This window comes from Actinacidiphila rubida (genome assembly GCF_900110255.1).
GTDB lineage: Bacteria > Actinomycetota > Actinomycetes > Streptomycetales > Streptomycetaceae > Actinacidiphila > Actinacidiphila rubida.
Genome location: NZ_FODD01000059.1, coordinates 1 through 21,940 on the forward strand (window position 1 = coordinate 1; position 21,940 = coordinate 21,940).

The following is a 21,940-nucleotide window of genomic DNA, read 5'->3' on the forward strand; positions in this document are numbered from 1 at the left end:
ACGAGGTCGGCTACATCCCTTTCGAGCCCGAGGCCGCGAACCTGTTCTTCCAGTTCATCTCGGGCCGCTACGAACGTGCGTCCGTGATTGTGACCAGCAACAAGCCCTTCGGGCGCTGGGGCGAGGTCTTCGGCGACGACACCGTCGCCGCAGCCATGATCGACCGTCTCGTCCACCACGCAGAAGTGATCTCCCTCAAGGGCGACAGCTACCGCATGCGCGGCCGCGACCTCGGACGGGTTCCCGCCGCCAACACCGGGGAATGACCAACATCAACTGACGCAAGGGGTTCACTTTCACCTGCCGGAAGTGGGTCACGATTCAAGCGTCGCCGACAATTCGAACTCGTGAGGGGTTGCCCCCAACACGCTTTCCAACTGTTCACGAGGCCGTACGCGGAGAGGCGTATACGTTCTGACCTGCGGCGGTGCTGCCCCGAGAAGGGCCTCCGGACGCTGCCGAACAAAGGTGAATGAGACTAAAACTGAGACTACGTACGTACCCTGCCGTGGACGTCGCTGGTCAGTCCGTTGAGGTGGTCGGGACACCCGCGCCGGAGCATCCCGGTGTGCCGCCGCCGTGATGGTGGCACGGCGATCACTTTCAGGGCGTGGCCAAAGTGTCCGGGCGGCGGATCACCGCCGAGATGCCGCGGATGCCCACGGCCGACCCGTTCTCGTGTCGGTGTGCGCCACCAATCCGCAGAGTGGCGCTTTCCGGGCTCGCGGGGACCTGGGCGTGTTCGTCGTCCACGATCAGTTCGGCGAGGACCTGATAACTCAACCGGTCTCCCCGAGCCGCAGAGACGGCGGCGTCGTCCTGGCAGCGGTCTGCCACCCGTCGCCAGCGGTCGGCAGAATCCGGATCGCCAGTCCACATCCACAGACCTGCGGCTGCCCGTGCCACTTGAGCCATGAACTCGGTTCCGCCCAGGTGGGCCGAGCGCGCTTGCCTTGAACTCGGCGCCCCGACCCACGCGTAGTCGCCGATGACCGCTTGGAGTGCTCCATCCCTCTGGTCGAAGATCAGGAGGCTGGCACCGCTGCCCGTTGGCTCCTTGGCCGGCCTCAGGAGGTCTCGGCCCAGACGTTGCGCAGCGTGGTAGCCGATCCGGTGGAGCAGGTCGACAACGTCCTGCGACGTTGTTCCTTTTTCCGTCTCGCCGTAGAGGATGTCCACGCGCACCCCGCGAGCCACCGCAGCCTGGATTGCATCGCTGAGCTTCGACAGGCTCTCCACATCCACCGTGGGCGAGGCGATGAGGACATGGTTCGCGGCTGTGGCCAGTGCCCTGGCGATCAGGAGCCGGTGGGACTCCTCACCGGACATTTCCGAGAACAAGGCTGCTTCGATTGATTGGCCCGCGAAACCGTTACTCTCGTTCGTGAGGGATTCGGCTTCGTCCAGCCAGGGGAAAGAGTCGCCCGTCCGGGGAAGTTCCCTGACCGCGGCAGCCGGGGACTTCCGTCCTACGACGCTCAGCGGTGTCGGGCGGTTCGCCTCGCCGGTGGCGTTCCGGGGAGCCGTTACCAGGGATGTTTCCTTCCTGGCAGGCGTTCGTAGCGCCGACTGGAGGTCGGTCTCGATCTCCTCCTGCCTTGTTTGTGCTACGGCCAAGGTCTCAGCCGACAGGGCCTGATGCCAGCCCCGGGGAAGCCCGGTGACAGACCGGTCAGCGAGGTCGACACGCACGGGGAGGTAGCGCCTGAATGTCACGAGTCTGGGTCGTCCAATGTCGCGCACCCACTCGCCGCTGGCGTGCGGCAGCAGCTTCTGGATCTGGGACTCATCCAGCGTGTTGCGCAATATGCGTACGGGAGTGCACGGGTTGAGGTCCGGCCGGGCTTCTTGCTTTGACACGGTATGTACTTCACCACGCCTGGCCAACTGCCCTGCAGTCCGATCGAAGACCACCGTGCAGGGCGAAGCGGAAACCACGACGACCGATGCTGGGTCCTTTCCCAATGAGCATGCCTGCTGCCCTTCGTCGGTAAGGACGAAAGCGGCTTCTCGGCCGCTGGTGACGGCGACCCAGCCAGCACCGACTAGGGTTACCACGGCTTCGACCATCAATCGTTCGTGGACCTGGAAAGTGTGGCACAGCGAGGTCAGGGTAGCGCCTTGGTGGGGAGCAACACCGGCCCGCGCAGCGACCTCCTCCAGGACCCGCCGCTCTAGACGGCTATACGGGCGCCCCCGGGCCACGTTGAAGTTGATGCTGAACATGCTCACGGGTACGAGGACGATCACGAGTTCTCCCTGATGTCAGCCGAAATACGCACGGCTTTGCCGTCCAGGAACCATTCGTCGAGCAGGGTGACGATCTTCTTCAAGGACCACAGGGGCTGGGACTCGTCCGCAAGAGGTACTGCTTGTAGCTGGTGGAGGAAGAAGTCCCAGGATCCCACGAGGACCAGCAGGCGCTCCGCTCGCGAGAGGAGCACGTTCATCCGGCCCGGATCATCAAGGAACCCCAGGCCGCGGCCGATCTCCTCCTCGTTGTTGCGTACCAGGCTGACGGCGACAACGTCCGCCTGGTTGCCCTGGAAGGAGTCGACGGTGTGGGTGGGGAACCGATTGCCGTCGATCGCTTCGGCTTTGAGGCCGAGTTGGACTTGTAGTCCGGCAGGCAGGGGTGTGCCCCGCAACCGCTGGCTGAGCAGGCTCACTTGCTGGGAGTACGGGGCCAGCACCGCTAGCTTGCCCTGGCACCCGCCATCCGGGCCCAGTGCCCGGATGAAGTTGGCGAGCGCGCGCGCCTCCGCTGGATTGGTGTACGGCGACTGGCCACTGCTCGGGCCGACCTCGCGGGTTGCGGCGTCGTTGTGGCACCACGGTACGTCGAGCCACACAACAGCCCGGTCACGGATGCCGTGCGGGGTGTGGAAGCCATGACGCACGCGCTCCACCGGTTCGTCCTTCTTGTCCAGGGTGCGGTTCACCAGCCGCCTCTGGTAGTACGCCTCTGAGATGAGCTGGCCGATGTCCGGGTGCATGCGATGCTGGCCGATCAACTGTCCCGCGGACGCTCCCTTCGCTTCGGTGTCCGTGACGAGACGGTCAGTACCCGTGGCCACGGCGCAGTACTCGTACAGGCGGTGGAAGGTCCGCAGCCACTCCTTGGCGTACTCGCGGAACTCATCCCGGTCTGTCTGGCTGCGCCGTTCCCACGAGTCGAGCCATTCCTGGTCGAGCAGGTCGGACGCCCTCGCTTTGAGACGACTGAGGGTCTGCGCCACTGGATCCAGCTTCTCGATTCCCTGCTGGTAGTCCTCGTATCGGTAGGGGTCCAGTTGCTTGTGGTCGCCGATGAGCAACCAACGGTGACCAGCTTGTAGTGGTAGCGCAAGGTCGAACGCGTGCGCTTTGCCCGCTTCCTCGACGATCGACCAGTCGAACGCCTGGCCTGCAGCGAGGGCGACCAAATCGTGGGCACTGGTGGTGCAGTAAGTGAGGTTCGCGCCGCGTTTGACCAGTTCGACGAAATCCGACGAGCGGCGGCCGAGATCCCCCTGCTCCTGCATCATGTTGATCTCACCGACCATGGCCTTCGCGTCCTCCAGCCAGGTGGACTGCACCTTGCTGAGAGAACGCATGGCACTGAGCTGGGAGATACTGCGCTGGAGCACTTGCCTGGCAACGCCCTCGACGCCGTCCTCCGCCAGCGCCGTTCCGGCCTTGTGAGGACCCCGCAGCCGTATCTGCAGCGGCTTGTCGGCTTCGGGTACGTTCTGGAAAGCCTCACCGACCTTCGCCCTGAGCACGTCGACGGCTCCGTGCGCCTGTGCCGTGACCAGTACCTGGACAACGGGATCCTCCGTGAGGATCTCGCGCAGCAGCCAGGCGACGAGGGTCGTCTTGCCTGTACCGGGTGGCCCTTGCAGCGTATAGATGGGCCGCACTCGGAGGATGTCTTCGATACTGGCCCGTTTGGGCTCGTCAACTCGTTCGTGGGGGAGCTCGACGGGAAGCTCGGAAGCGCCTGTGTCCATGCGGACGTGGCTCGGGGTGGCCAGTGACCGCAGGAGGTATCCGTGCTGGTCGAGGGCATCGATGGCCGTCTTGCGACGCCGGAACAGGCTGATTTGCCCAGGCATGCCGGCGCTGCGGAGGAACCCCTCCCTCTCCAGCTTTACGCGACCCTTGCTCAGGCCGGGGCGGCTGAGCGTGATGAACTCGGTCGTCTGGTCCATGGCATCGACCTGCCACACATTGCCGTCATCGTCAGACTGGGGGTCCCGAGGCGGGAGTTTCAAGCGGGCGCCGTCACGAGCTCCTGACAGGATGACCTTGGATCGGTCGCTTCCCCGTACCTCCTTCTGCAGGAAGTCGATCAAGTCCACACGGAACGGTTCGAAGACTTCGTGTCCTTCCGGGCGCGCGCGCTCCTTGACCACGGCCCACTCCACGCCAGCATCCACCCACGGGCCGCGGACGACCTCATACGGGAAGATCTGCGAGTCGAGGAGCAGCAGCTCGATTTGGTTGCTCACGCGTACGAACTCGTGGAATCGGCTGAGCTCACGTGAGATCTGCGCACTGCGGTCGATCTTTGGCAGCACCGGCTCCCACGACGTGGCGTTCTGTGCGATCGTACGGTCTCGGGCCACCTCGTCTCTGGCATAGGCGAACACGCGGCCGTGAGGGAGCTCGCGGAAGCTGTCGTCGCCCTCGCTGAAGACCAGTGACTGGGCGGACCGGCAGTCCGCAACCTGCCAGCTGGACGTGCTGTCCCTCCCCCGGTATGACGTGATCTTCAGGCTGAGCCTGCCCCCGACGAGGATGAAGTACGGCCTGCCCGGGACGGCGTACAGAGAAGGCTTCTGCAGGTCTTGGCGGACGAACTCGCATGCCTCCTTGCGATGGACCGGATCACCGGGGATAAAGGTCCCCATGGGGCCGAGCTGTAGGTGGTCACGCAGCCCGCTCTCCATCAGGTGTTCGATAAACTCCGGCCGCCGCAGATCGAGGGCCAGGACGTACTGCACGTCCTCCTGCTGCGTGCGCAGGGGGTTCGCAAGAGCCCGCGTGATGTCCTGGATCCGACTGATGATGTCGTACGGCGCGGTCAGGCGCTCCAGCGGGTCTGCGGCGACGAGGTCCAGCAGCAGCTTGCGCTCAGCCTCGGTCAACTCGTGCTTGGCGGTGTCGATGGTCTTGAGTACTCGTGCGTGACGCTCGTGCGGGACATTGGTGGTGAAGCGTTCGAGGTCGAGCAGCAGTCGTGCGCAGAGGATGCCGAAGGCGAACCAGTCGTCGTCTTGACGCCAGGCGGTCACACCTCCCGCCGTGCGCTCCGGTGGGACCGGCCAGCCAGCGGGAGGTTGGGTTCCCACCGGGCGACCGAGTTTGACGGACCATTCGAAGCCGCCGAGCCGAAGGGACTCAGCGCCGAGGTCCTCGTCGAAGAAGAGGGAATCAAGGTCAACGCCGCGGTGCAGAACCTGTCGCTCGTGCAGCAGGTTTAGTCCCGTGGCGACGCGTTGTAAGCCGCTCCACAACTGTTCGCGTGCAGCTATCCCGCGGTTCGAGAGCCACGGGTAGCGGGCGCGGTGCTGGAGCGCGTCGGCGACGCGCCTGTAACCCGGTGCCTCCAGGACCATGACGAAACATTGGTGGTCACGGTCAAGGCCAGCATCCTTGAGCACGACCAGTGCGTCGTCCGACCTCGGGCTGCTCGCGACCTTGTACAAGGTGCGCAGTTCCTGGTCCCACAGGGCGCGTTGCACCCGGTCCGGTTGCTCACCCTCGTACGTCCACGTCTTGAGCAGGTACGTGTAGCCGTCGCTGAACGCCTCCCAGACCTGAGATTCACCATCACCTGTATGCGGACCTTCGGTGATTTCGTACCTGTTCCGCAGAAGCAACGTCCCGACAGAGGGGGTCGTCATCCATTGACCTTTACGAGCTGGGAAACGGGCAAGTAGTGACCGCGGCGGTGCGCCCGCTGCACGGATGAAACGGATCCTACGCACGTTCGGTGACTGTTGTGACCGGCTCCGGACAAACAGACCAAGTCCTGTTGCACGTCGGTGTGTCGGGAGGTATCCATACCGAACGCAATGCGCAGGTCATGGCTGGTCGGCCGCACCTGTGGCCCCTTCAGTCTCCTTCGCCCGTGCGGTCGACTTGGGCAAGGAGCCATTAGACGAGGTGCGCGGTTGAAGAAGTTCGCGGTGTAACCGCCCTGCTCGGAGTCGTCGTCGCCTGTGCAGACGCCGTACTCGGCGTCTGCCTTCGGCCCTCGCTCGACGTCGCACTTCGGCTGCTGCTCAGTACCCTCGCGATCACCCTGCGCGCGCTCTGCGCCCGGACAGGTGCTGGGCAGAGCTGGCGCGGCAGGGTAGTGCCCGCACAGGTCGTGTCTTGATCATCCGTATCGCCAGGACTTCAGCCGTGCCATGCCGCGTTCGACTGGTGCTCTCGCCGCGGCCAGGGCCCGGTTAACGGTGCGCTGGGTGAGGGTGAGTTCAGCACCCGGTGGCCGTTTGAGTCCGGTCGCAACCCAGGGGCCGGCACCTTGGTAGGCGCGGTCGGCGAGGATCGGGACGCCCTGGCGTCCGCAGATCCGGATGATGCGGCGGGTGCGTGCTGCGGTCAGGTCGTGGGTGCGGCCCGGCAGCGCGGGTGAGAACCGCAGGACCTCACCGGCGGGGTCGGTGACGACCTGGACGTTCACGCCGTGCCGACGGTGCTTTGCCGAGTAGTCGGCTCGGCTGTCACCGACGCGGTCGCACTCGGCAAGGGTCCTGTCCAGCAGGACGAACTTCGGATCATGCTCGCGCAGAGTCTTGAGCAGGCCCGGGGCCCGCTCGGCTATGCCACTCTGTACCTGAACGCGGGCGGGACATCAACTCCCCCCAGGGTGATCACGCGCCGTCGAGCTACCCGGCGCGACGGTCGCATTCCTTGGTGGTGCCGCTATGGTTTGAACGCATGGAAAGCAAGACGCTCGCCGCTTCTGCCCAGCGCTGGATGAGCACCGGACTGGAAGCCTACGCTCGTGGCACCGATCTCGACTTCGCCGTTCACCACTTCGGGGTCGCAGCCGAGCATGCATTGAAGGCTCTGTTGGCCTCGTACCACCCGGCTCTCGTCATCGACGCCAACGACTTCAACGGCCTCCTGCATGCAACGGGCCACGGAGCATTGATCAAGACATCGCTGGCCAGCGCCAAGACCATCCAGGCCGCAGCAGCATTCGAGCGTTGTAACCTGCTCCTGAAGCCTCCGCTGCCGGTGAAGATAGAAGTCTTTAAATCCCTCCTGAATGCACGCAACGGGGTCTCTCATCTGGGTGTCCACGACAGAGATGACGCCCGGCAGCATCTCATCACGGCGATCCGGATCATCGATCCCCTCCTGACTGCGCTAGGAGTAGAGCAGGAGCAGTTCTGGGGTCACTACAGAGAGCTTCGCGATGAACTACTACAAAAGCGCGCCGATGACCTGAAGCTGGCGTATATGACCAAGGTTGTCAATGCGAAGAACATTCTTGCGGTCAGGCTCGGCCCTGATCTGGTCGCAGAAGACCTCGCTCGTCTGGAGCGGGGCTGGATTGACAGCGACGAGGAGCCCGCCGAGTGCCCTGCCTGCGGAGTAGAGGGCAGGCTCACAGGCCATCACTTCGTCGAACGGCAAGACATGGATGAAAGCGCCGAAGGGGACGAGTCCTGGGCTGTCGTGCTCTACCCGCTCGGTTTCACTTGCCCTATATGTCAGCTTCGTCTGGAAATAGAAGAGTTCGACTTGGCTGGGCTTCCCAGGGAAGTCCGCACGGCACACGACCCCTATGAGTGGGCGATGCCGGATGAAGATATGTATCGCGATCGCTAACTAGTCTGGAGCGCGAACATGCCGCGGCCTCTGGTTCTCTTCGACCTCGACAACACCCTTGTGGACCGGCGGGCAAGGCTCGCCGGCTGGGCTGCTAAGTTCACCTCTCGGCATGGTCTGGGGGACGAGGAGCAGGCGTACGTCCTGGAGATGGTGGCGGAGCGGACGTATCCGTCGACCTTCGACGCGATCCGTACCCGCTATGGCTTCCTCATGCCGGCGGAGGAGTTGTGGCGGTCCTACTGCGCCGACATCGCGGCCATGGTGTCGTGCCCGGATGCGGTCCTGGACGGGTTGGACGAGCTGCGCGCGGCCGGGTGGCGGGTGGGGGTGGCGACCAACGGTGGGGCGGACATCCAGTGGGCCAAGCTGCGGGCCACTGGTATTGCGGATCACGTGGACGGCGCCTTCGTCTCCGGGGAGGCCGATGCCCTTAAGCCCGAGGTCCGGCATTTCGCCCTGGCCGCAGCACGGTGCGGGGCCGCGCTGGGCGATGGCGGCTGGATGGTGGGCGACAACCCGGTCAACGACATCGGTGGCGGGCACTCGGCCGGGCTGCGCACCGTCTGGGTCGACAACGGCCGCCCCTGGGCTCCGCAGGCCCCGGAGCCTGATCACACGGTTCCCCATGCGCGGGCCGCCATCGACCTCCTCCTTCGGTGCACGGCAGATCGTGCGAGGACGGCGTCATGACGGCGACGGTCGGGCTGCTGCATCCAGGCAGCATGGGGGCCGCCTTCGGCGCGCAACTCCGGGCTCGCGGCCACGCCGTGCTCTGGTGCCCCGACGGCCGCAGCGACGTGACCCGTCACCGGGCGGAGGGAGTCGGCCTTCAACCCGTCACGCTGCCCGAACTCGCCGCTCGCTCCCAGTTGCTGCTCTCGCTTTGCCCGCCCGCTGCGGCTGAGGAGGTCGCCGCCCAGGTCGCGGCAGTTCGGACCGGTAGGGACGCGATCTACGTCGAGGCCAATGCCGTGGCGCCGTCGCGTATGCAGCGCATTGCCGAGCTACTCGAACCGGCGCCGGTGGTCGACGCCGCAGTGGTCGGGTCGCCCCCGACCGGTGGCAAGACGCCCACGCTGTACCTGGCCGGTGCCGGTGAACGGACCGACCGGATCGTCCAGCTCTTCGCGGAGACCGATGTCCGCACGCATGTCCTCGGGGACCGCTTCGGCGCGGCCTCCGCGTTGAAGCTCGCGTACACCAGCTACCAGAAGGTCTCCCGTGCGCTGGCCGCCGTGGCGTACGGAGCGGCCGACACGTACGGCGTCGGGGACGAGCTGCTGGAGATCGCGGCCAAGCGCACCCGCAGCTATCTCGTCGAGACCGACTACATCCCCAAGACCGCCGCCCGTGCCTGGCGCTGGGGCCCGGAGGTCGAGGACGCGGCCGTCCTGCTCGCGGACATCGGACTGCCGGACGCCCTCATGCACGCGGCTGCCGCGACGCTCGCTCGGTGGGACGACAGCAAGGACCAGGCGCTGACCATCGCAGAGGCGTTGGAAGCCCTGCATGTGGAGCCGGACGGCCCGAGCTGAGTCGTCGGGCGCGGCTGCGCGGCCTCGCAACGGTCAGGGCTGAGCCACCGCACTTCGGATGAAGGCGTCGATCTGCTGGGCCGCGTCCCGGGGCTTCGTCACGTCCGTGTCCACCCGCACCTCCCACCCGGCCTGCGGGTACGGGGCGAGGTCCGCCTGAGTGGCGTCCCAGGCGGTCAGCCGTGCTGCCGTGTCGGTGTCCCCCCGCTGCCGCGACCGCTCAGCCGTGGACGCCCTGGAACACCACAGCAGCACACGCACCCAGCGCGCCGGGAAGAGAGCGCCTACTTGCTCCACCCCTGCCACCTGGCCGAGGTGGACGATCGGTATCTTCCCGCCCTCCATGGCTTGTTCGAGCCCGGGCCGGTCGACGACGTAGACGTTGCCGTACCGCTTGTTGCGGTAGACGACATCCCCGCGCGCCTCCAGACCGGCCAACTCCTCCTGCGTGCCCATCCGGTAGCCCGCGGACTTGCCGCTGCCGACCTTGAGGCGGTGGAAGGGGACGTAGCGTGCGTCGAGTTCGGCCAAGGCCGCGGTGACCGTATCTTTGCCCGCCGCCGGCGGCCCGTACAATAGAACGCCCGGCCTCATGGGAACACCGCCCCGAAGACCTGGCGCACCTGGTCGGTGAGGGAGATCGCGGCACCGAGCCGGTTGTCGACGCTCAGGTGGGGCACGACCGGCCGCAGGTCGAGATCGAGCCCGGCGGCGTAGGCATCCCAGTTCTGGAGCTTCCAGCTGTCGCGGGCCGCGGACCGGAAGCTGATGTTTTCGTGCATCGTGTCGAGGTCGCAGTGGATCCACACGACCACGACCGTGACGCCTCGCGCCTCGCAGCGGTTGATCAGCCGCCGCATCCACCGGGCATCGGTGGCCTCGGCTACGAACGGCGCGGTGAGTACGGTGCTGATCGCACAGTCGATGTTCGCGTACGCGGTCTCCAGCAGGCACTGGTACTCCAGCGGGCGGACCTTCTCCCGGTAGACCTCCGAGTGCCGGTCGTTCGGGTCGCTGCCCAACTCCACCAGCAGGCGCTCGACCAGCGGGCGCGTGATCGGGTCCTTGTCGAGGACGGGCCAGCCGGTGAGCTGGGATATGAACCGCGAGAACTCGGACTTGCCGCTTCCCGCGTAGCCGCCGACCATCAGTAAAGTCGGCCGGTTGGGGTCGCCGCCGGTGTGACGCCGCTTCCAGGCGTCGAGAATCCGCTGCTGCACGCTGGGCCCGTCGATCTCCTCGGGGCCAGGTCCGAGTTGGAGCAGCGCGCGTTCCACGGCCAGCACGTGGGCTCCGTCGTGCGGTTCGCTCGACGCGGTGAACTTCAACTTCGTTGCCTCGTCCGGCAACGCGTGGCGGAAACCGAGCTCGGGCTCCGTCGCCCGGTACAGCAGACAGTAGGCGCGCCGGTAATGCGGCCCTGGGTAGACCTCGCCCTGTTCGTGTTGCCACAACGTCTGGAAGTTGGCGGCCGGCACCGTCAGGTTCGCTGCCCTGGCCACTTCCCGCAGGCGTTCGCCCGCACCCTCCAGGGTCAGACCGTGGGCCTCGCGCTGCTGCCGCAGCTTGTCCGGGCGCCAACCGGGGCGATTCTTACCCACCGTGTCCACCGCCTGCCCATCGCTGGTCATGATCGGGAGCCTAGGCAAGCCTCTCATGAACGCGTGTGTAAGCGGATGTTGAAAAGTCAGGCTGCCCGTTGCTGAGCCCTTGATGAGGAGATTCGGCAACTCTCCGTGATACTCCGCAGCTTCCCGAGCCGCTGTGATGGTTCGCACCGAAGCAGTCGTCACTGATCCGCCTCGGTGCCTAGTGGCGGCCGACACCTGCCCCGTCAGGCATCGGCCGCCACTGCTCACCCCGCAGGCTGAGGAGAAGCTCCGGATGAAGCACCAGCAGCTACCGGCGCCGGACGAATTCCACGTCCAGGCCGGCGCCGACGCCGTCGGCGATGCTCGGCGGAGAATCGTCCTCGCTGCGCGTCACTGGAACGTCCCCTTGTCCGACTCCGTGCTGGCCGACGTGGAATTGTGCGCGAGCGAGATCATCACGAACGCCCTGACCCACGCCGGCGACGAGTGCTGGGTGCGCACGCACTGGACCGGTCAGTTCCTCCAGGTCGAGGTGACCGATCACTCCCTGCGGCCCCCCGTGTCGTCCACCGCATCGCCTGACGCCACGAGCGGCCGGGGCCTCGCCATGGTGGAGTGCTTCTCCCACGCGTGGGGCTGGGTGCCGAAGGAACTGGGCAAGACCGTCTTCTTCATCGTGGCCGACGAAGCCGTGCTCACGGGCACAACACGACTCAGCGCGCTGGCGCGGGCGGCCCAGGCATGCATCACGCAAGCACGGAGCACCGCCCTGTGGGCCTCCGACACCCGGCGACGGCGCAGGGCCCGTACGCGAGGGCGGGCCCTGCGGGCATCCACAGCAGTGGAAGCCCTCGACAGGGCGGGGTGGCCGGCGTGACGGGGGCTGTCGGCGAGGCGCTGCGCCGGCGCTTCGGGCCGTTGGTGCCGATCCACGACAAGCCGCTGTCCGCGATGTGGGGCGCATGCGGCGGTGAGGCTGTGCTCAAGGTCTACCGGCGAATTGCGCCCACCGAGCGGCGCGACCGTGAAGCGCAGGCATCGGCGCTGGCCCGCGGCTGGGGCGTGTCCGCACCGGCTGTCCGTGAAAGCGGCTCCCAAGAGGACTACAGCTGGTTGCTGCTCGACGCGGTCGCCACCACCGCGCCACAGGGGACCGACACGCTCCGCGCATTCGTCCAGCGGACACTCGCGCTCACGGCGGTCCTTCAGCAACAACCCGGTCCTGCCTGCGCAGGCCCAGGCTGGCTGTCGCCCGAGGGAAGCGGACAGAGCAACAGTGACGCGCTTCTGGACCAGCTCTCCGCGCGGTGCGCCGGGCAGGCGTGGTGGGACCGGTTGTCCGGCAGCCTCGCCACTCTGAACGACGAGCCGCCCGTGTACTTGCACGGCGACATCAAGCCCGAGCACTTCCTCGACGACGGACACACCGTGCACGTCGTCGACTGGGAGGCAGCCGCTCGCGGCCCGGCCGCGTGCGACGGGGTGGACGCCGCGTTTCACCTGCTCCGGGACCTGATCTACGCCGACAGACCGGCATGGCCCCTCGACTCCGGTCGACTGCCGGTCACAGGCCCGGTCGCGGCCTGGCGCTTCGTGCGCTGGCTGGACCGGCGTCGGCCGGACGACCTCGCTCTCGTCGCCACCACCGACCTGACCGGTCTCATCGGCGCCGGCGACACCCCGAACGTCCTTCGCCGTCTCGCCCAACTGATCACCGTCGCGCGCGCGGCGGGTGTCCCCCGATAGCGCAAGCAGTTCCCCCCGCTCCATCCGTTCCCAACGCCAAGGAGCAACACGTGAACCGCACCATGTGCACGTCTGGAAGCAGCCGGATCGTCATCGAGACGGGTGGGCCGGCCCCGGACGGGACCACCATCGTGGAACGCAAGGGGTTCGGGCATCCGGACACCCTGGCCGACCACCTCGCCGAACGGCTCTCCCAGGCGTACAGCCGTCACACGCAGGAGGCCTTCGGCGCCGTCCTCCACCACAACTTCGACAAGCTCGCCCTCCTGGGCGGCGCGAGCCGGGTCGAGTACGGCGCCGGCGGGATGAAGGCGCCCGTCCGCGTCCTGGTCAACGGGAGGGCCGCCCGCGCCTGCGGGGGTACGGAGATCCCGGTGCGCGAGCTGGCCGAGCAGACGATCCGGGAGTTCTTCGCGGAGCGCCTGCCGGAACTCGCGGACCACCTCGACCTCCACTTCCACATCACCGCCAATTCCAGCCCGGGCGCGGTCATCACCGACACCGACGCTCCCGAGCGCACCCGCTGGTTCGCACCCCGGTCCGTCGAGGACCTCCGCGAGAGGCAGACGCTCATCGCCAACGACACCTCGATCGGCACCGGCTGGGCACCTCACACGCCGTTCGAGGTGCTGGTGCGGGAATTGACCGACGGCTTCTCCGACGTCACGCCGTTCACCCGGGCGCACCCGTGGTGCGGCAGCGACGTCAAGGTCATGGGCTACTACGACGGCGAGCAGGCCGATGTCGTCCTGTGCGTTCCGCAGAAGAGCCGGTTCGTGCCCGACCGGGCCGCGTACCTCGCCAACAAGGAGACCGTCCTCGCCGAGTGCCGTCGGATCGCGGCCGAGTACCTGCCCGGCACCTCGGTCGACTTCCGGTTGAACGTCCGCGACGTTCCGGAGAAGGACGAGCTGTACCTGACGTACTCCGGCAGCTCGATCGAGTCCGGTGACGAAGGCGTGGTGGGCCGCGGCAACCGTGTCAACGGCCTGATCACCCCGCTGCGGCCGATGAACATGGAGGGCGCCAGCGGCAAGAACCCCGTTTACCACGTCGGCAAGCTCTACAACCTGGCCGCCGCCCGCCTGGCGCACCGCCTCCACGAGGAGACGGGCGGCCACGCCGAGGTCCACATGGTCAGCGCCACCGGCGAGCCGCTGGACCAACCCTGGCGAGTCCTCGTGCGCCTCTCCCGCCCGGACGTCCAGGTGGACACGGTCCAGGCCCTCGTCCTGGAGACGCTGGCGGGATTCCCGACGCTCACGCAGGAGCTGGTGCGGGAAGGAGTGCTGCTCAGTTGACGACGCCTCCCCTCCTGCCGCCACCATCCCTGACCTGCCGCGGTCGCCTCATCGCTCATTACGGTGGGGCAGCGGAGGCGTGGCTCGACCGTGTCCCCCAGCTGCTCACGGACGCCGGACGCCGGTGGAATCTGCGGCTCACCGGCTATCACGACGCCGGTCACGCCAGCGTCCTCGCCACAGCCCTCGACCGCCAGGACCGGCCCGTCCTGGTGAAGACCTGGTTCGACCCCGACCGCTACGTCCATGAGACCGCCGCCCTGCGTCTTTGGCACCCCGGTCCTGACCGCGTCGTTCTCGATACCGCGGACGAGCTGTCCGCCGCGCTCCTGCGCATGATCGCTGGACGGCCCGGCGGCCACGAGCCGCCGTCCGGCGAAACCGCGCTGGTAGCCGAAGCACTTCAGCAGGCCCACGGCGTCGGTCGGGACGTCGTTCCGGGCACGTTCCCCTCACTCGCCGATCACCTCGCCAACGAACTCCTGCCCCGCATACGAGAACGCGCGCTCACCAGCCTCCACGGCTCCCGCATCGTCCAGATCAAGCCCTACCTGGACGGCCTCGCGGAAACCCTCTTCCGTCGAACGGTGCTGCACAGCGACCTCTACCGGGAAAACGTCGCCTTCACCCGCCAAGGCCGTCCCGTTCTGCTCGACCCGCTGCCCATGCAGGGCGACGCCCTCTTCGACTGGGCCTTCTGGACGATCTACTACCGCCTCGGCCACGCCACGGAAGAACGGCTCCGCGAGGCTGCCCGCCGCTCGGGCCTCCCGCAGGCCCGCATCCTGCCCTGGTGCCTGCTCATCGGACTCGACGGGCTCCTCTACTACGAGGACACGGGAGACCCCCGCCAGGAGCGCATGGCCGACGTCCTCACCGCCTTGTACCGCTCCATCGACTGGGGGCCGACTCCGTGACGACGATCCTCATCCGGCACGCGAGCACGTCGTACAGCACCCGCTACCTCGTGAACGGAGATCCGGGCGTCAGGCTGCCGATCAGCGACGAGGGCGTCGCGGCCTGCCATCGCCTGCGGGACTCGGGTGCCGTCGGTCATCCCCGGACGTGGATCACCAGCTCCTTCGCCCGGACGCAGCAGACCGCGGTCCTCCTCGCGGGTCCGACCCAGCCAGAGCTACACGTCGACGCTCGCCTCAACGAGATCGACTACGGCGGCTTCGAAGGGGGCCCGTTCCTCGACTACGCCACCTGGCTGGGTTTGCACGGCCCCTGCACCCGCCCGCCCGGAGCCGCGGAATCCCAACGTGAGGCCTTCGTCCGCATGCTCACCGGCGTCCGCAATGCCCTGCGGCTTCCCGGCCCGCGGGCCGTCGTCGCACACGGTCTCCTGCTCTCCCTGGTCGGCTGGGCGCTGTCCGAGCCGCCCGGCGAACCGCTCCCGCTCTTCTTCCCGGAGGCACCCTGCCTGGAGCCGGTCGTCGTCGCCGACACCCGGCTGCAAGCCCTCACCAGCCGGCTGATCGACAGCATCGACACCAGCGGGTCTCACACACAGCCGACCGAGTGTGACTGGCCCGAATCTCGTCAAGGAGGGATGCCCGTCCTTGCTACCTTCGATCCTCTACGGACCCCGCCCGAGGAGAGACCCCCTCATGCATGATGCACGCGCTCTGATCGACATGGGAGACGAGGCAGTACGCCGCCTCGCCCGTCGCGGCTACGCCCTGGACCTCTCCTCTCTGGAGTCCCTCCAGTCCCGCCGTACCCAGAGCATCCGTGTCGTCGACGAACTGCGATCGGAGTCCAAGTCCGTCGCGGCCGAGGTGCAGAAGACCGCGAGGTCCGGGGGCGACACGTCCGCCCTCAAGGAGCAGGCGCGCAAGCTCAAGGAGCGGATCCGTGAGACGGAGGCCGAGCAGGAGCATGCGCAGCACGAGCTGACCGCGCTGCTGCTCACCATCCCGAACCTGCCCGCCGACGAGGCCCCGGACGGGGACTCCGAGGACTTCGCCGTCGAGCAGCGCCGGGTCGGGAACCCCCAGTCCTTCGCCTTCGAGGCCAAGGACCACGTCGACCTCGGCGAAGCGATGGGCATCCTCGACTTCGGCCGCGCGACCAAGCTCTCCGGTCCCCGCTTCAGCGTTCTGCGCGGCGTCGGCGCCGCGCTGGAACGCGCCCTCGTCAGCCTGTTCCTCGACCTGCACACCCGCCGCCACGGCTACACCGAGCACTCCGTGCCCTTCCTGGTCACCCGCAAAACCATGACCGGGACCGGACAGCTCCCGAAGTTCGAGGAGGACCTTTTCGCCACCGGCGTCGCCGACCGCGAACTCTTCCTCATTCCCACGGCCGAGGTCCCGCTCACCAACCTCTATGCGGACGAGGTCGTACCGCCGACCCAACTTCCCATTGCCCTGACGGCGCAGACCCCCTGCTTCCGCTCGGAGGCCGGTTCGTACGGCCGGGACACCCGCGGGCTCATCCGCCAGCACCAGTTCTCCAAGGTCGAGATGGTCCGCATCTGCGCGCCCGGCGACTCGCGCGCCGAGATGGAGAAGATGGTCGGCCACGCCGAGGCCTGCCTGAAGGAACTCGACCTCGCCTACCGCGTGGTCACCCTCGCCGCCGGCGACACCGGATTCTCCGCCCAGCTCACCTACGACATCGAGGTGTGGCTGCCCAGCCAGAGCACCTACCGCGAGATCTCCTCGATCTCCGACTTCGGCACCTTCCAGGGCCGCCGCGCCGGCATCCGCACCCGCGACGAGCACGGCAAGCCCACCCCCGCCGCCACCGTCAACGGCTCTGGCCTGCCCGTCGGCCGCACCCTGGCCGCGGTCCTGGAGCAGCACCAGCAGCAGGACGGCTCTGTCCTGCTCCCGCAGTCCCTCGTCCCGTACCTGGGCTTCCGCCGGATCACGGCGGACGGAAAACCCTCGGAGGCATAGGTGTTAGTCGGCGTCTGCGACTTCCCCGGCAGCTACGCATTCCCCCCGACCGGATACGGCGGGATCGAACGCTGGCTGTGGGCAGTCGCCATCGGGGCGAAAGCCGCAGGCGCCGACGTCCACCTCCTCGGACCGGCCTGGCGCGACGACCTCGGCCCGAATTGGACCAGGAGGCCCGTGCGGCTGGAGGACACCGAGCCGGGGTCGGCCGCCGCCGCTGACCTGACTGCGACCGGCTACGACCTGCTGGTCGTCGGACACGAATACCCGACGCTTCCCGCCTGGCGACGTACACGGGATCTACTCGACTGCGACGTCGCCACCTTCCAGCACAATCCCGACTTCCGCCACGCCCCGGACGCCTTCGACGGCGAACGAACCCGCCTGTACTGCTATTCGCCCGAGATGGCCGAGCGGTACGCCACGCACCAGCCCCGCCCGGAACTGGCCGTCCATCTGGGCCTGGACGAAGCCGAGCCGCCCGCTGTCAAGGGCAGCGACCTGGTGTGGCTCGGCCGCATCGACGCGGAGAAGGCACCACACCTCGCCGTCCGCGCTGCCGATATCCTCGGCCGCCGCATACGCCTGGTCGGCCCGGTCTTCGACCGCGGGTACGTCGAACGCCACGAGCGGCAGTTCGCCGCCGACCACGTCGAATGGGTCGGCGAACTCGGCGGCTCCGCCAAGGCCGCAGCCCTCCACCAGGCCGGCACCTTCGTCTACACGTACGCCCGCGATTACGTCGAAGCAGGCGCGGCCGTCTTCGGCGAAGCCCTGCGCGCGGGGACACCGGTGGCCGCCCTGAGCTGGCGCGAGGGCACCTGCGCGGAAGCCGCGCTCTGCCCGGACACCGGCGTGACCACGGTTGTTCCGCCCGAAGCCGACGACGAGACAGCGGCACACGCACTCGCCGAAGCCATCGCCCGCACCGAAGACCTCGACGCGGCAGCCGTGCAGGCCCTCGGCCAGCAGCGCTTCGACCCGCAGCGGCACTTCGAAGCCCTGGCCAGTCGTTCATGCTGACCGCACCGGATCCCGCCGAGATACCCGGCCTCCTCCGTAAAGCACTCGGACCGCACTGGAACTTCACCATCGACGGCGACCAGTTGCTCGTCCGCCATCGGGACCACGCAACGCCCTACCGCCCGCCTCGCCGCGCTCTGCCCTGGCCGGACCTACTCACGCTCCTGGAATCCGCCTTCGCCGACCAAGGCGTCCCCCGAGCCGCCTGCCTCCCCCTGCGCTGGGGCCGCGAGACCGAGCTGACCATCTCCGCGGTGCAGGCCCTCGACCCCGTACTCAAGGACGGCGGCACCGTCCCGTACCGCCAGGGCTTCATCCCCCAACCGGTCGTCCGACTCACCGCCAAACGCGGTCCGGGCGGCACCCTTCAGGACGGCTTCCTGACGTCGTTCGTCAACACGTCCCGCGTCGAGCTGGTCCGCGACCTGAACGCCTATGCCACTGCCTTCGACCAGCTCCTCACCGTTCTGTCCCGCCTCGGCCTCCACGCTCGCCACATCACCTTCCGAGGCCGCCTCGTCATTTGGCATCGCCGCCAGGTGGAAGGCATCACCCTCCGCTTCGACCACGCCGGTCTCCCGCTAGGCGACATCGTCCTCCTCTGGAACGCCGAGCATCCCAACCGCCTCGCCCTTGACCTCGGCACTTCCCTGGAACGCCTCGCCTGGGCCCGCTCCCGTGCCCCATGGCCCGAGCTGATCTACGGCTGCTTGGCCGACGCCGCGCCCCACGAGGTGCTTGATGCCGTTCGTACCGCCACGCTCCTCCTCGCCCATGGCCTCACCCCCTCCGCACGCGGCGCCGGGGGCATCACCCGCCAGGTTCTCCATCGCGTTCCCCCGGGAGTAGCCGCCCTGGGGCTGAGCCGCGCCGTCCGCCGCTTTCATCAGCACTGGCAATGCGCCTGCACGACCGCTGTCGGCTGGCACCACGTCTCAGCGCAGATGGAAGACCTGCTTGCACGCCCGCACTCGCCGTCGAGACGAATGGGCCGGCAGGCGCAACGTCCAGGCCGAGCCGGTGTCGTACGCACGGCTGCTCGCATGTCGGACGGATGATCACTTCTCGTGATCTTCTCAACACTGATTGTCAGTGGTGGGTGCGAGCATGAAGTGCGCACGGGGGCAGGCCACGAGTTGAGGGGGGCGCATGCCCTGGATAGACAGGTACGTCAAGGCCGACGGGACGTCGGTGCGGGGGCACTGGCGTTCCGCGGCAGGGTCGGGGACCGCAGTGCTGGTGTTCGGCGTGCTCTTATTTGTGGCGGCGGGCAACCACGGCCAGGCCTCCGCGGATCCGGGACACACGGGGCCCGCGCCGGCCCGCACGGTGCATTATCCGATCACGTTCCCGCCCGCAAAGGGGCACCCGCACCACACGGCGCCACGCCCTACGGCGTCCTACCCGATCAAATTCCCGGACGCGCCGCGAATGCGGCCGCGCCCCCACTCCACCGTCTCATACCCGATCCGTTTCCCCTCCCCGAGGAGGGGGCGATGACCCGCAAGGCCCCGGTGAGGCGCCGGCCCGCGCGTAGGAAGAACAGCGACTCGCTCATTCCGGCCCTGTTGGCGGTCGGTGTCGCGATCGTGGTCATCGTGACAGTGGTCACCTGGCTACTGGCCCACGTCTGGATCCTCGTGCTCCTTCTGCTCGCAGCCGGTGCTGCCGCGGGAGCGTGGTGGCACCAGCGCGCCCAGCAGGCGCAGTGGCAGGCCGTGCACGCCCAGAACCTGCGGTACGCGCTGTCCCAGCTCGATGCCCTGCACCACAGGCAGTTCGAGCACGCCGTGCGTGACTTGATGCGCAGGGACGGCTGCCGCGACGCGGTCCAGGTCGGCGGAGCAGGCGACAACGGTGCTGACGTCAAGGCCACCGACCCCTTCGGCCGTCGCTGGGTGATCCAGTGCAAGCACCGTCGCGACGGTGACCGTGGTTCCGCCGTCGGTACCCCGGACCTGCACGTCCTCAACGGCACCGCCCGGCAGTTGCACGGCGCCGACGTGGTCGTCATGGTGACCAACGGCCGCTTCACCGCCAACTGCCCGCCGCTGGCGAAGTCCCAGAAGCTCCATCTCGTCGACCGGCGTCTGCTCGGCACATGGGCGTCCGGATCGCGGCCCATATGGGAGGTCTTGCGCGAACTGCCGCCACCGCGCAGATCACCGTCACTGTCGTGACAGAAGCGGGGGCTGGCCTGCGCCAGGCCCCCGCTGGAGCGCAGGGTCGGAACTCCGGGAGCTTCGGCTCCTCCGCTCTCATCGGCCTTTACCGGTGGCGACGCTGGGAATCGCTCGGGAGCGCGGGGCGCGGCGGTGTCGGTTCCTTGGCGTGCTGGCGTGTGGTCGGACGATGGGCGGATCGCAGGAGGGCTGCTTCCGCTCGCGGGTTCGGTGCGGGGTTGCGGGCGGTGTGTTGGATGCGGCCGATAAGGACGCGGGCTGGCATGCGGGCGGTGTTGAGTTCGCGTTGTTCGGCGGCTTCTTTCAAGAGGCGGGCGGGTCGGTGGCCGCCGGCCTCGGCGTCGGCGAGGACGGTGGCGAGGGCGGGCCAGTCGGGGGCGGCGAGGATGCGTCCTGCGTGGTCCGGGATGGCGGTGCGGACGTCGTGGGCGAGGGCGGCGTACGTGCCTGGGCTGGGTTGGCGTCGGGCGAGGGCGGCGAGCTGGGGTGCGGCTGCCTGGTCGTAGGCGGCTTGGAGGTGCTGGACGCTCTGGTGCGCGGCGGCGGCCTGCTGGGCCTGGTGTCGGGCGGTGTGCCAGCGTTCGGTGAGGATGGCGGACCAGATGAGGGCGGAGAGCAGGACGGCGAGGGGGCTGCCGTCCTTGCCCAGGCTGGCGTTGACGAGGTCGCGCCCGGCGGTTCGTAGTCCCGTGGCGGTGTCGTGTTCGGCGCGGATCTGGGATCGCTGGGCGTGGGCAAAGGTTCGTGCCGCCGCACGGAGTTCGGCACGTAGCTCCGCGGGGGCGGCTTGGGCGGTGGCTTCGATGAGTTCGCCGAGGGCGGCGATCTGGGCCTGGCCGCGAGCGTCAGCGCCTTCGCCAGTACCGCCGATCTCATAGCTGAAGGTGTCGAGGGCTTCGGTGGCGTGCTGCCACGGGGTGGCGGGCCGGTTGCGGCGGGCGGTGGGGTACTCCTCGGGCGTGCGGGTCTCCAGGCGGGCTTTCAGCTTGGGCAAGGTGAGGTCCGGGGCGACCTTCCCGCCGGGGTGGTAGATCTGCTCGCCGTGGCTGTTGAGGTCGCCGGGGCGGCCGACGGAGTAGCCGAGGAGGTCGCCGGACGGGCCGCGGCGCACCTTGACCATGACGTCGCCGGCTTCGAGGTAGGCCAGGAGTTCTTCGGCGGTGGTGGCGTGGGGTATGGCGGCGCGGATGCAGTCCTGGAGCCAAGCGCGGCTGGTCTGCTGCCAGCCGAGGCGTGCGGCCTTGTGCATCTCGGCCTGAGAGGGGGCGCGGGTGGCGGTGCAGTCGCCCTTGTTCAGGCGGCGCAGGCCGTAGTCCTTCTCGATCTCTCGGCACTGGTTGCCGACCCGTTTGCCGCTGTCGTGGAGTTTGGGGCGGCGGCCGTCTTCGCGGACGGTGGTGGCGAGGATGTGGATGTGGTCGTCGGCGTGCCGGACGGCGATCCACCGGCACGCCAGGTCGTCGCCTTCCGAGGCGATGCCGGCTGCGGTGACGATGCGCTGGGCGATCTCTGCCCATTCGGCGTCGGACAGGAAGCGGTCCTCGGGGGCGGCACGGACGGGGCAGTGCCAGACGTGGTCGGTCACGCGCTTGCCGAACTCGCTGTTGCGCAGGGCGACGGGCGCGTCGAGGTGGCGGGCCAGGGCGGTGAGGGTGGCGTGCTCGTCGCGGCCGGGGTCGGGCATGCCGAGCATGGCGAACCCGGCCACGATGTGAGGGTCGAGGTGTTCGTCGTGGCGGCCGGGGCCGTAGAGGTAGGCGAGCAGGCCTCGAGTGTTGGCACCCGCGGGCTTGATGGCAGCGATCACCGGTG

Annotated in this window: 18 protein-coding genes and 1 pseudogene; 13 read left to right on the top strand and 6 right to left on the bottom strand. The window is 68.1% G+C overall.

Annotated features, from left to right (window positions below):
* The coding region (locus tag BMW99_RS35465) for an ATP-binding protein (protein WP_177226140.1) at positions 1 to 266 on the top strand (266 nt) is incomplete at its 5' end.
* 337 nt (positions 267 to 603) lie between these two features.
* Here the strand turns inward: BMW99_RS35465 and BMW99_RS35470 are convergent.
* From BMW99_RS35470 to BMW99_RS35480, 3 genes and pseudogenes are all read right to left on the bottom strand, one after another.
* The gene (locus tag BMW99_RS35470; RefSeq protein WP_069461997.1) at positions 604 to 2,250 is read right to left on the bottom strand and encodes a phospholipase D-like domain-containing protein; all 1,647 of its coding nucleotides are present in this window, start codon (positions 2,248 to 2,250) and stop codon (positions 604 to 606) included.
* Positions 2,247 to 5,891: an AAA domain-containing protein gene (locus BMW99_RS35475; RefSeq protein WP_069461996.1), complete on the bottom strand. Its 3,645-nt coding sequence runs from the start codon at positions 5,889 to 5,891 to the stop codon at positions 2,247 to 2,249. Before BMW99_RS35475 ends, BMW99_RS35470 begins: the two co-directional genes overlap by 4 nt.
* 488 nt (positions 5,892 to 6,379) lie before the next feature.
* Positions 6,380 to 6,820 (bottom strand): annotated as a pseudogene (locus BMW99_RS35480) (transposase family protein); the annotation flags it as partial.
* A 116-nt stretch (positions 6,821 to 6,936) separates the two neighbouring features.
* Between BMW99_RS35480 and BMW99_RS35485 the strand changes: the two are divergent.
* The 3 genes from BMW99_RS35485 to BMW99_RS35495 are packed head-to-tail and all read left to right on the top strand — an operon-like array spanning position 6,937 to position 9,374.
* Positions 6,937 to 7,836, top strand: coding sequence for a hypothetical protein (locus BMW99_RS35485; protein WP_069461995.1), 900 nt, complete (start codon positions 6,937 to 6,939; stop codon positions 7,834 to 7,836).
* Between the two features lie 18 nt (positions 7,837 to 7,854).
* A complete protein-coding gene (locus tag BMW99_RS35490; protein ID WP_075018229.1) occupies positions 7,855 to 8,529 on the top strand; it encodes an HAD family hydrolase in 675 nt (224 codons plus the stop codon).
* Positions 8,526 to 9,374, top strand: coding sequence for a DUF1932 domain-containing protein (locus BMW99_RS35495; RefSeq protein ID WP_069463946.1), 849 nt, complete (start codon positions 8,526 to 8,528; stop codon positions 9,372 to 9,374). Before BMW99_RS35490 ends, BMW99_RS35495 begins: the two co-directional genes overlap by 4 nt.
* 33 nt (positions 9,375 to 9,407) lie before the next feature.
* On the opposite strand, the gene BMW99_RS35500 is transcribed toward BMW99_RS35495, so the two are convergent.
* Entirely contained in the window at positions 9,408 to 9,905 is a 498-nt protein-coding gene (locus BMW99_RS35500; protein ID WP_322899655.1) for a guanylate kinase, read from the bottom strand.
* 59 nt (positions 9,906 to 9,964) lie between these two features.
* Complete coding sequence (locus BMW99_RS35505; protein ID WP_069463948.1) at positions 9,965 to 11,005, bottom strand: AAA family ATPase; 1,041 nt, start codon at positions 11,003 to 11,005, stop codon at positions 9,965 to 9,967.
* Between the two features lie 253 nt (positions 11,006 to 11,258).
* Between BMW99_RS35505 and BMW99_RS35510 the strand changes: the two genes are divergently transcribed.
* The 9 genes from BMW99_RS35510 to BMW99_RS35555 all read left to right on the top strand — a co-directional run bounded on the left by BMW99_RS35510 (position 11,259) and on the right by BMW99_RS35555 (position 20,125).
* Positions 11,259 to 11,843, top strand: coding sequence for an ATP-binding protein (locus BMW99_RS35510; protein ID WP_069463949.1), 585 nt, complete (start codon positions 11,259 to 11,261; stop codon positions 11,841 to 11,843).
* Complete coding sequence (locus BMW99_RS35515) at positions 11,840 to 12,712, top strand: phosphotransferase (RefSeq protein WP_176735505.1); 873 nt, start codon at positions 11,840 to 11,842, stop codon at positions 12,710 to 12,712. The genes BMW99_RS35510 and BMW99_RS35515 overlap by 4 nt, the downstream gene beginning before the upstream one ends.
* Positions 12,713 to 12,762: 50 nt before the next feature.
* Complete coding sequence (locus BMW99_RS35520; RefSeq protein ID WP_245791767.1) at positions 12,763 to 14,013, top strand: methionine adenosyltransferase; 1,251 nt, start codon at positions 12,763 to 12,765, stop codon at positions 14,011 to 14,013.
* Positions 14,010 to 14,930: a fructosamine kinase family protein gene (locus tag BMW99_RS35525; protein WP_069463951.1), complete on the top strand. Its 921-nt coding sequence runs from the start codon at positions 14,010 to 14,012 to the stop codon at positions 14,928 to 14,930. Before BMW99_RS35520 ends, BMW99_RS35525 begins: the two co-directional genes overlap by 4 nt.
* The gene (locus BMW99_RS35530) at positions 14,927 to 15,634 is read left to right on the top strand and encodes a histidine phosphatase family protein (RefSeq protein WP_069463952.1); all 708 of its coding nucleotides are present in this window, start codon (positions 14,927 to 14,929) and stop codon (positions 15,632 to 15,634) included. Before BMW99_RS35525 ends, BMW99_RS35530 begins: the two co-directional genes overlap by 4 nt.
* Entirely contained in the window at positions 15,627 to 16,922 is a 1,296-nt protein-coding gene (gene serS, locus BMW99_RS35535) for a serine--tRNA ligase (RefSeq protein ID WP_069463953.1), read from the top strand. The genes BMW99_RS35530 and serS overlap by 8 nt, the downstream gene beginning before the upstream one ends.
* Positions 16,923 to 17,945 (top strand): glycosyltransferase, encoded by a 1,023-nt coding sequence (locus BMW99_RS35540; protein ID WP_069463954.1) that lies wholly within the window; start codon positions 16,923 to 16,925, stop codon positions 17,943 to 17,945.
* Complete coding sequence (locus tag BMW99_RS35545) at positions 17,939 to 19,003, top strand: hypothetical protein (RefSeq protein WP_069463955.1); 1,065 nt, start codon at positions 17,939 to 17,941, stop codon at positions 19,001 to 19,003. The genes BMW99_RS35540 and BMW99_RS35545 overlap by 7 nt, the downstream gene beginning before the upstream one ends.
* A 438-nt stretch (positions 19,004 to 19,441) precedes the next feature.
* Positions 19,442 to 20,125, top strand: coding sequence for a restriction endonuclease (locus BMW99_RS35555; protein ID WP_075018231.1), 684 nt, complete (start codon positions 19,442 to 19,444; stop codon positions 20,123 to 20,125).
* A gap of 88 nt (positions 20,126 to 20,213) precedes the next feature.
* On the opposite strand, the gene BMW99_RS35560 is transcribed toward BMW99_RS35555, so the two are convergent.
* On the bottom strand, positions 20,214 to 21,935 hold the full coding sequence (locus BMW99_RS35560; RefSeq protein WP_075018232.1) for a relaxase/mobilization nuclease domain-containing protein: 1,722 nt from the start codon (positions 21,933 to 21,935) through the stop codon (positions 20,214 to 20,216).
* Positions 21,936 to 21,940 lie beyond the last annotated feature (5 nt).

Excerpts from the sequence above, each read along its gene's own strand:
- BMW99_RS35475 (WP_069461996.1), bottom strand. The coding sequence starts at position 5,891 with ATGACGACCCCCTCTGTCGGGACGTTGCTTCTGCGGAACAGGTACGAA.
- BMW99_RS35485 (WP_069461995.1), top strand. The coding sequence starts at position 6,937 with ATGGAAAGCAAGACGCTCGCCGCTTCTGCCCAGCGCTGGATGAGCACC.
- BMW99_RS35490 (WP_075018229.1), top strand. The coding sequence starts at position 7,855 with ATGCCGCGGCCTCTGGTTCTCTTCGACCTCGACAACACCCTTGTGGAC.
- BMW99_RS35495 (WP_069463946.1), top strand. The coding sequence starts at position 8,526 with ATGACGGCGACGGTCGGGCTGCTGCATCCAGGCAGCATGGGGGCCGCC.
- BMW99_RS35505 (WP_069463948.1), bottom strand. The coding sequence starts at position 11,005 with ATGACCAGCGATGGGCAGGCGGTGGACACGGTGGGTAAGAATCGCCCC.
- BMW99_RS35510 (WP_069463949.1), top strand. The coding sequence starts at position 11,259 with ATGAAGCACCAGCAGCTACCGGCGCCGGACGAATTCCACGTCCAGGCC.
- serS (WP_069463953.1), top strand. The coding sequence starts at position 15,627 with ATGCATGATGCACGCGCTCTGATCGACATGGGAGACGAGGCAGTACGC.
- BMW99_RS35545 (WP_069463955.1), top strand. The coding sequence starts at position 17,939 with ATGCTGACCGCACCGGATCCCGCCGAGATACCCGGCCTCCTCCGTAAA.
- BMW99_RS35555 (WP_075018231.1), top strand. The coding sequence starts at position 19,442 with ATGACCCGCAAGGCCCCGGTGAGGCGCCGGCCCGCGCGTAGGAAGAAC.